Source organism: Pseudomonas sp. R62 (assembly GCF_000257605.1).
Taxonomy (GTDB): domain Bacteria; phylum Pseudomonadota; class Gammaproteobacteria; order Pseudomonadales; family Pseudomonadaceae; genus Aquipseudomonas; species Aquipseudomonas atacamensis.
The window spans coordinates 3,768,018-3,776,194 of sequence record NZ_JH635998.1 but is presented as its reverse complement, the minus strand read 5'-3'; the positions used below and the strand labels follow the sequence as shown (position 1 = coordinate 3,776,194).

Below are 8,177 nucleotides of genomic sequence, written 5' to 3'. Positions count from 1 at the left end.
GCGCCGCCGGTCTTGGTGGTGTCGCGCACGTCGAAGCGGCTGCTGCCGGCCTGAATGAAACCGCAGTCGCCGATCTGGCCACCGGATTCGGCGTAGAACGGCGTCTGGTTGAGCACGATCACGCCTTCCTGACCTTCGCTCAGCACGTCGACCGACTGGCCATCCTTATAGATGGCAACGATTTTCGCAGAGCCGCTGGTGGCGGCGTAACCGGTGAACTCGGTGGCCACGTCGACCTTGACGAGGGTGTTGTAGTCCAGACCGAACGAGCTGGCCGAACGCGCGCGAACACGCTGCGCTTCCATTTCGCGCTCGAAGCCGGCTTCGTCGACGGTCAGGCCGCGTTCGCGGGCGATGTCGGCGGTCAGGTCCATCGGGAAACCGTAGGTGTCGTAGAGTTTGAACACCACGTCGCCTGGCACCACGGTGCCTTTGAGCTCGGCCAGATCCTGCTCGAGGATTTTCAGGCCGTGCTCCAGGGTCTTGGAGAACTGCTCTTCTTCAGCCTTGAGCACGCGCTCGATGTTGCTTTGCTGCTTCTGCAGTTCCGGGAAGGCTTCGCCCATCTCGGCAACCAGCGCCGCGACGATCTTGTAGAAAAAGCTGCCGGTGGCGCCGAGCTTGTTGCCGTGACGGCAGGCGCGACGGATGATCCGGCGCAGCACGTAACCGCGACCTTCGTTGGACGGCAGCACGCCGTCGGCGATCAGGAAACCGCAGGAACGAATGTGGTCGGAGACGACTTTGAGCGACGACTGATCGCCGTTTTCGCAGCCGATCGCTTCAGCCGAAGCCTTGAGCAGGTTCTTGAACAGGTCGATGTCGTAGTTGGAGTTGACGTGCTGCATCACCGCACTGATCCGCTCCAGGCCCATGCCGGTGTCCACCGACGGCGCAGGCAACGGATGCAACACGCCATCGGCGGTGCGGTTGAACTGCATGAACACGTTGTTCCAGATTTCGATGTAGCGGTCGCCATCTTCTTCCGGCGAGCCCGGCGGGCCGCCCCAGATGTGCTCGCCGTGATCGTAGAAAATCTCGGTGCACGGGCCGCACGGGCCGGTATCGCCCATGGTCCAGAAGTTGTCGGAAGCGTATGGAGCGCCCTTGTTGTCGCCGATGCGGATCATGCGCTCGGCCGGCACACCGATTTTCTGTGTCCAGATGTCATACGCTTCGTCGTCGGTGGCGTAGACAGTGACCCAGAGCTTTTCCTTCGGCAGCTTGAGCACGCCAGTCAGGAAGGTCCAGGCAAAGGTGATCGCGTCGTGCTTGAAGTAGTCGCCGAAGCTGAAGTTACCGAGCATTTCGAAGAACGTGTGGTGACGCGCGGTATAACCGACGTTTTCCAGGTCACTGTTCTTGCCGCCGGCGCGCACGCATTTCTGGCTGCTGGTGGCACGGGTGTACGCACGTTTTTCCTGGCCCAGGAAGCAGTCCTTGAACTGGTTCATCCCCGCGTTGGTGAACAGCAGGGTTGGGTCGTTGCCCGGAATCAAAGAGCTGGAGGCTACACGGGTGTGGCCTTGCTCTTCGAAGAAGCGAAGGAAGGCTTCACGGATTTCTGCGCTTTTCATTAGGTTCTTCCACGGAGGCTGCGGCCAAAGGCCTGTTCGAAACGTCATGAGACGAAGCGACGGCAAAGGGCCGCATTATATCGGCCCTGCGCGCGGGGTACAGCGTGTTTATACGATAGAAACGGTCAATTGGACGGCTGACGCTGTCACTTGCGTGAAAACTCGACGAATGTCGCGATCACTTGTTCGATTTGCGCGCGGCTGACGTCCATGTGCGTGACCATGCGCAAGCGCGCAGCGGCGCTGAGCCTGATCCCGCGTTCGCCGGCAAAGTCTTTGAGTGCTGCGGCCTTGTCACCCATCTGCACATAAACCATGTTGGTTTGCACGGGTTCGACGACGAAACCGGCTTCACGCAGACCCTCGGCGAGCAACTGCGCGTTGGCATGGTCATCCGCGAGCCGTTCGACGTGATGATCCAGCGCGTACAGGCCAGCCGCCGCGAGCAACCCGGCCTGACGCATGCCGCCACCGACCATTTTGCGCAAACGCCGCGCCTTGCCGATCAGTTGCTCGGAGCCGCACAGCACCGAGCCGACCGGCGCGCCGAGGCCCTTGGACAGGCACACCGACACCGAATCGAAGTGCTGAGTGATCTCACGGGCATCGACGCCGAGCTTGACCGCCGCGTTGTACAACCGCGCCCCGTCGAGGTGCAATTGCAGGCCATGCTCCTGCGTAAAGCGTCGGGCGCGCGCCAGATATTCCAGCGGCAGCACTTTACCCTGCATGGTGTTTTCCAGCGCCAGCAAACGCGTGCGGGCGAAATGGAAATCGTCCGGTTTGATCGCGGCGGCGACCTGATCCAGATCCAGCGAACCGTCGGCCTGCACCTCCAGCGGCTGCGGCTGAATCGAACCGAGCACCGCCGCCCCGCCACCTTCGTACTTATAGGTGTGCGCCTGCTGACCGACAATGTATTCGTCGCCACGCTCGCAGTGCGCCATCAGGCCGAGCAGGTTGCTCATGGTCCCGGTCGGCACGAATAGCGCGGCGGCAAAGTCCAGGCGTTTGGCCAGTTCGGCCTCGAGGCGATTGACCGTCGGATCTTCGCCGTACACGTCGTCTCCGGTGTCCGCTGCGGTCATCGCCTCGAGCATGGCGGGAGTCGGTTGGGTGACGGTGTCGCTGCGAAGATCGATAACGCTCATGAACCTGGCCTCTGGTCAGATGGGGAAAGCCCTTTGTGAAGTGGGATTACTGCGGTCATCGCGCAGATTAATCAACCCTTCACCGAGTAAAAATCCCATTCTTCCTCGAGAAGACAAAGCCCATGTGGGAGCGAGCCTGCTCGCGAAAGCGAAGTAACAGGCAGCATATTCGTTGAATGTGAAGCCGCTTTCGCGAGCAAGCTCGCTCCCACAGGTTCTGTGCAGGACCGAAAAATATGTGTTACAAACTGCGCGCTGCCCGAGATTGGGCGGCACAAACGTTCTCAGGGCGGGGTGCAATTCCCCACCGGCGGTAATTGCGCGCAACGCGTATAGCCCGCGAGCGCTTGGCGTTGCACACGACTTGAGTCGGGTGCGTCGGCAAGGTCAGCAGACCCGGTGTGATCCCGGGGCCGACGGTCATAGTCCGGATGAAGAGAGAACGGGATCGACGCCAAAGGGCCGTCCGCGTGCATCCGTGCCTGCGTTCGCACCCCTGCATCCCTTTCGATTCATAACGCCCTGTTTTTCACACAAACAGGAGTCAGAACATGCAACCCACCGCTATCGACAGCAAAAGCAAACACCCACAGGGCGAGCGCGTCGCGTTCATCCAGGCCTGCTGGCACAAGGAAATCGTCGACCAGAGCCGCAAAGGCTTCGTCGCTGAAATGCTGGTGCAGGGTTATCAGGAATCGGACATCGATTTCTTTGAAGTCGGCGGCGCCTTTGAAATGCCGCTGCACGCCAAGCTGCTGGCCAAGTCCGGCCGTTACGCCGGCATCGTCGCCGCCGCCCTGGTGGTGGACGGCGGCATTTACCGTCACGAGTTCGTTGCGCAATCGGTGGTCAGCGGCCTGATGCAGGTGCAGTTGGAAACCGAAGTGCCGGTGTTCTCGGTGTCGCTGACCCCGCATCACTTCCATTCGGGCGAAGAGCATCAGAAGTTCTTCTTCGAGCACTTTGTGCACAAGGGCCAGGAAGCAGCGCGGACTTGCGCCGATACGTTGCAGAAGATTCGCGCGTTGCGTCGAACCGAGCCGCGTGCTGTAGCGGTTTAAACTCCGCCCGATCGTTCCCACGCTCTGCGTGGGAATGCCTCAACGGACGCTCCGCGTTCGGCTTTGGAACGGACGCAGAGCGTCCCGGGCTGCATTCCCACGCGGAGCGTGGGAACGATCACGTCAGGCGAGGTTTTCGTCGGTGCTCGGGACGATCAGGATGCCGGCGCGCAGGCCGTTCTTGACCTTGGGGTTGGGGAAAATGATCCGTGCGCCCTGCTCTTCGATCACCCAGCGGGTATTGGCCAGGTCTTCGGCCAGCACATAACCCGGTTCCAGCTCGGAAAAGTTCTCGATGTCCGCCGGCAGATTCAGGCGGAACGCATCGCTGTGCTTGATGATTTCCCGCGCCACGCTGAACAGCTGCAAGCCGTCCAGCCCTTCTTCTGTCTCCGGCTCAGTGCCTTCGATGATCTGCTTCAGACGGGTTTCCAGCAGTGAAACGTTAACGCCGTCGTTCTGCCCGAACGGCCGCGCCTTGCCCAGTTCCAAGGTAAAAGCTTCAGCGTCGAGCTTGTCGTAGGTGTACGAACTGAAGACGATGGATGGCTTGTTCTGCAACAGTACTGCTTCCATGCCGGCGGCGCGCAGGCGCGCCAGTTCGCGACGGGAATGCTGGCGCCCTTCCTTCCACGGGTACAAGGCGAACTGTTCGATCTTCGACCCACGAATCGCGGTGTGCAGGTCGTAGTGCAGACGCTGGCGCTCGGGCTTGCTGAAGAAACTCGCCGCCAGCCGTTCCAGCTCACAGGCGCGCAGCGCTTCCGAGCCGCTGCTTTGTTCGTGGCGACCGTTGAACAGCCGATTAACGTCCTGCTCGACGAAACGCTCGCCCTTGCGAATCGCTTCCGGGTTGCCGAACAGGAACAGAATGCGTGCGCGCGGCTTGAGATCGCCGCGTGCGATGTCGTGCAGCAGCCGATCAAGCAACTCGATCGGTGCCGTTTCGTTGCCATGGATGCCTGCCGACAGCAGCAGGTCCAGGCCATTGTCGCGCGCTTCCGGGGGCCGGACTTCCAGTGCCCCTTCGCTCAACCAGCGCATGCGCACGCCTTCGACAGTCAGTTGAGTCTTCTCCGCCGGTTCGCGGCCGGCGAGGGTCAGTTCAAGCAGTTTGCCGAGGGCGAGCATAGAGCGGTTTCCTTAGTGGTCGTGGTTGCAATCCGGGCCGTGTACGTGATCCTCGTCAGCGCCGAGGTCAGCCGGTTCCATTTCCAGTTGCAGACTTACCAGATTAGTCGCCAATGGGCGCAGCAGCAGGTTGGCGTACTCTTCGTCACCTTCCTCGACGTCCACGCCGATGAGCAGCTGGCCACGGCCGTCCTGCTGGATCCACAGCTCTTTGCCTTGCCACATCACCGCGACGCGGGTGCACGAGGTTTGCAATTGCGTGCCGTCGGTGTCTTCAAGGATCAGCTGCAGGGAATCGCTCATGTTTTTACTCTCTTGGGTGACACGCCGCGCGCCGCGTTCAGGCAGCGCGCCGGCGATCAATTGATCTGGAAGGGATAAACCGCGCCCAGTTTAAGGATTTGCGTCAGTTCATCCAGTGCCGTCCGGCATTCAAGCAGCAACTGCGGGTCCGCCAGATCGGTTTCGCTCAGGCGGTCGCGGTAGTGCTTTTCAACCCATGCGGTCAACGAACCGTACAACGGGGCCGTCATGATAACGCCTGGGTTGACTGCCGCCAGTTCGGTTTCATTCAGCGCCACGCGCAGACGCAGACATGCCGGGCCACCGCCGTTCTGCATGCTTTGCTTGAGATCGAAGACCTTCACTTCGCGGATCAGCCCGCCGGAGCTGGTCAGGCTTTGCAGATAAGCCCAGACGCGTTCGTTGGCCTGGCATTCCTGCGGCACGATCAGCAGCATCGAGCCATCGGCACGCGAGAGCAACTGGCTGTTGAACAGGTAGGAACGCACCGCGTCATCCACAGTGACCGCCGAACGCGGCACGCAAACAGACTGGAAGTTACCGCCGACCTTGGCCAGTTTGCCTTGCAGCTCGGCAAGCATCTTGTCGGTCTCGAGGAACGCGTCCTCGTGATAGAACAGCACTTCACCATTGCCCACGGCGATCACGTCGTTGTGGAACACGCCCTGATCGATGACGTTGGGATTCTGCTGCGCGTAGACCACGCCTTCGTCACGCAGACCGTGCAGACGCGCCACGGCTTGCGAGGCTTCGAGGGTCTGGCGTGCAGGGTATTTCTGCGGCGCCGGGAAGCGATTATCGAACGCGCTGCGGCCGAACACGAAAAACTCGACGCCCGCCTCGCCGTACTCACGGCAGAAACGCGTGTGGTTGGCCGCGCCTTCGTCGCCGAACTGCGCCACTGCCGGCAAAGCGGCGTGATGGGCAAAGTGCTGTTGATTGGCGAACATCGCGCCGAGCACGTGGCTGGTGGTCGGGTGTTCGATGCTGCGGTGGTATTTGCAATTGAGGTTGGCGGCGGTGAAGTGCACGCGGCTGTCAGCGGTGTCGGCACTCGGGCTGACCGTGGCGGCGTTGGCCACCCACATGCTCGACGCCGAGCAACTGGCGACCAGCAGCGGCATCGCTTCCTTGGCGGCGCGCTCGATCACCTGCGCGTCAGTGCCGCTGAAGCCCAGACGACGCAGCGCCGCCACATCAGGACGTTCCTGCGGAGCCAGCACGCCTTGCTGAAAGCCCATGTCCATCAGCGCTTTCATTTTTGCCAGACCTTGCAGCGCCGCTTCCTTCGGATTCGAGGATTGCTGACTGTTGCTCTGCGAGGCGACGTTGCCGTAGGACAGACCACCGTAGTTATGGGTCGGCCCCACTAGACCGTCAAAATTGACTTCATAGGATTTCATCAGCGAGGCTCCACGAGAATCTGTTGTTATAGGCTTCAGTAACTATTCTTTAAGACCGAGGTGCGGCCATCGCTGGCAAGCCAGCTCCCACATTGACCGCGTCGTACACAAAATGTGTGGACGTCTCTGACCCTGTGGGAGCTGGCTTGCCAGCGATTTGGCGCTACGCCATTTTCACGCCAGGCGTCAGGGCCGATGGCAACATCAGGCTCGGGGTTTCCAGCGACGCCACCGGGTACGCGCAGTAGTCCGCTGCGTAATAGGCGCTGGCACGGTGGTTGCCCGAGGCGCCGACGCCGCCGAACGGCGCGCTGCTCGCGGCGCCGGTCAGCTGTTTGTTCCAGTTGACGATGCCGGCGCGGCTTTCCAGCCAGAACTGCTGGTAACGCGCTTCGGAATCGGAGAGCAAACCGGCGGCCAGTCCATAAGCGGTGTTGTTGGCTTCACTGATCGCCGCGCCGAAATCGGCATAGCGGATCACTTGCAGCAACGGCCCGAACAGTTCTTCGTCCGGACGCTCGGCCACGGCCGTCACATCGACGATGCCCGGGGTCAGCAAGGCCGACTGCGCTTGTGGCTGAGTCATTTCCAGCAGCGCCACCGCGCCGTTGGCCAGCAGTTGTTCCTGCGCATCCATCAGCGCTTTGGCCGCGCCGAGGGAAATCACCGAGCCCATGAACGGTGCCGGTTGCTGATCGAAGGCACCGACTTCAATGGTCGAACTGACTTCAACCAGTCGCTTGAGCAGGCTGTCGCCCCACGCACCTTGCGGCACCAGCAGACGCCGGGCGCAGGTGCAGCGCTGGCCGGCGGAAATGAACGCCGACTGAATGATGGTGTACACCGCCGCGTCCAGATCAGCGACCTGATCGACCACCAGCGGGTTGTTGCCGCCCATCTCCAGAGCAAGGATCTTGTCCGGACGCCCGGCGAATTGCTGATGCAGGTGATTGCCGGTGCGGCTCGAACCGGTGAAGAACAGGCCGTCGATACCCGGGTTCGCCGCCAGAGCGATACCGGTTTCCCGCGCGCCTTGCAGCAGGTTCAACACGCCTGCCGGAAGACCGGCTTCGATCCAGCACTTGACCGTCAGCTCGGCGACTTTCGGCGTCAGTTCGCTGGGTTTGAACAGCACGCTGTTACCGGCCAGCAGCGCCGGGACGATATGACCGTTAGGCAGGTGACCCGGGAAGTTGTAAGGACCAAACACCGCAACCACGCCGTGGGGCTTGTGGCGCAACACGGCGGTGGCGTCGCCCAATGGGCCGCTCTTCTCGCCGGTGCGCTCGCGGTAGCTCTGCACCGAAATGGCGATCTTGTTGACCATGCTGGTGACTTCGGTCGCAGCTTCCCATAGCGGTTTGCCGGTTTCTTCGCCGATGGTGCGAGCCAGTTCGTCAGCGTGGTTTTTCAACGCAGCGGCGAAAGCTTCGAGGACGCTGATGCGCTCCTCGAGGGTGCGACGAGCCCAATGAGGAAATGCCTGGCGAGCAGCCTGAACCGCCGATTCGACCTGCGCGGCAGTGGCGCCCTCGCCCGCCCACAGCACTT

General features: G+C 61.6%; 7 protein-coding genes and 1 riboswitch. Of the genes, 1 reads left to right on the top strand and 6 read right to left on the bottom strand.

What is annotated here, in order from left to right; genetic code table 11:
• Both alaS and ltaE read right to left on the bottom strand, forming a co-directional pair.
• A partial coding sequence (alaS, locus tag OQK_RS17930) for an alanine--tRNA ligase (protein WP_038861262.1) occupies positions 1-1,577 on the bottom strand: 1,577 nt, incomplete at its 3' end.
• Between the two features lie 146 nt (positions 1,578-1,723).
• Positions 1,724-2,728 (bottom strand): low-specificity L-threonine aldolase, encoded by a 1,005-nt coding sequence (gene ltaE, locus OQK_RS17925; protein WP_016773594.1) that lies wholly within the window; start codon positions 2,726-2,728, stop codon positions 1,724-1,726.
• A gap of 276 nt (positions 2,729-3,004) precedes the next feature.
• A riboswitch (FMN riboswitch) is annotated at positions 3,005-3,176 on the top strand.
• A 103-nt stretch (positions 3,177-3,279) separates the two neighbouring features.
• Between ltaE and OQK_RS17920 the strand changes: the two genes are divergently transcribed.
• Positions 3,280-3,789: a 6,7-dimethyl-8-ribityllumazine synthase gene (locus tag OQK_RS17920; protein ID WP_016773593.1), complete on the top strand. Its 510-nt coding sequence runs from the start codon at positions 3,280-3,282 to the stop codon at positions 3,787-3,789.
• 123 nt (positions 3,790-3,912) lie between these two features.
• Here OQK_RS17920 and astE read toward each other — a convergent pair whose 3' ends face one another.
• From astE to astD, 4 genes are all read right to left on the bottom strand, one after another.
• Positions 3,913-4,920 carry a succinylglutamate desuccinylase gene (astE, locus tag OQK_RS17915; protein WP_016773592.1) on the bottom strand — a complete coding sequence of 336 codons (1,008 nt, stop codon included), beginning with the start codon at positions 4,918-4,920 and terminating at the stop codon, positions 3,913-3,915.
• Positions 4,921-4,932: 12 nt separating this feature from the next.
• Positions 4,933-5,223, bottom strand: a complete 291-nt coding sequence (locus OQK_RS17910) for a hypothetical protein (protein WP_016773591.1) — start codon at positions 5,221-5,223, stop codon at positions 4,933-4,935.
• A gap of 56 nt (positions 5,224-5,279) precedes the next feature.
• Positions 5,280-6,626 (bottom strand): N-succinylarginine dihydrolase, encoded by a 1,347-nt coding sequence (gene astB / locus OQK_RS17905; RefSeq protein WP_016773590.1) that lies wholly within the window; start codon positions 6,624-6,626, stop codon positions 5,280-5,282.
• Between the two features lie 163 nt (positions 6,627-6,789).
• Positions 6,790-8,177 (bottom strand): succinylglutamate-semialdehyde dehydrogenase (gene astD, locus OQK_RS17900; RefSeq protein ID WP_038861055.1); only part of this gene is annotated, 1,388 nt, incomplete at its 5' end.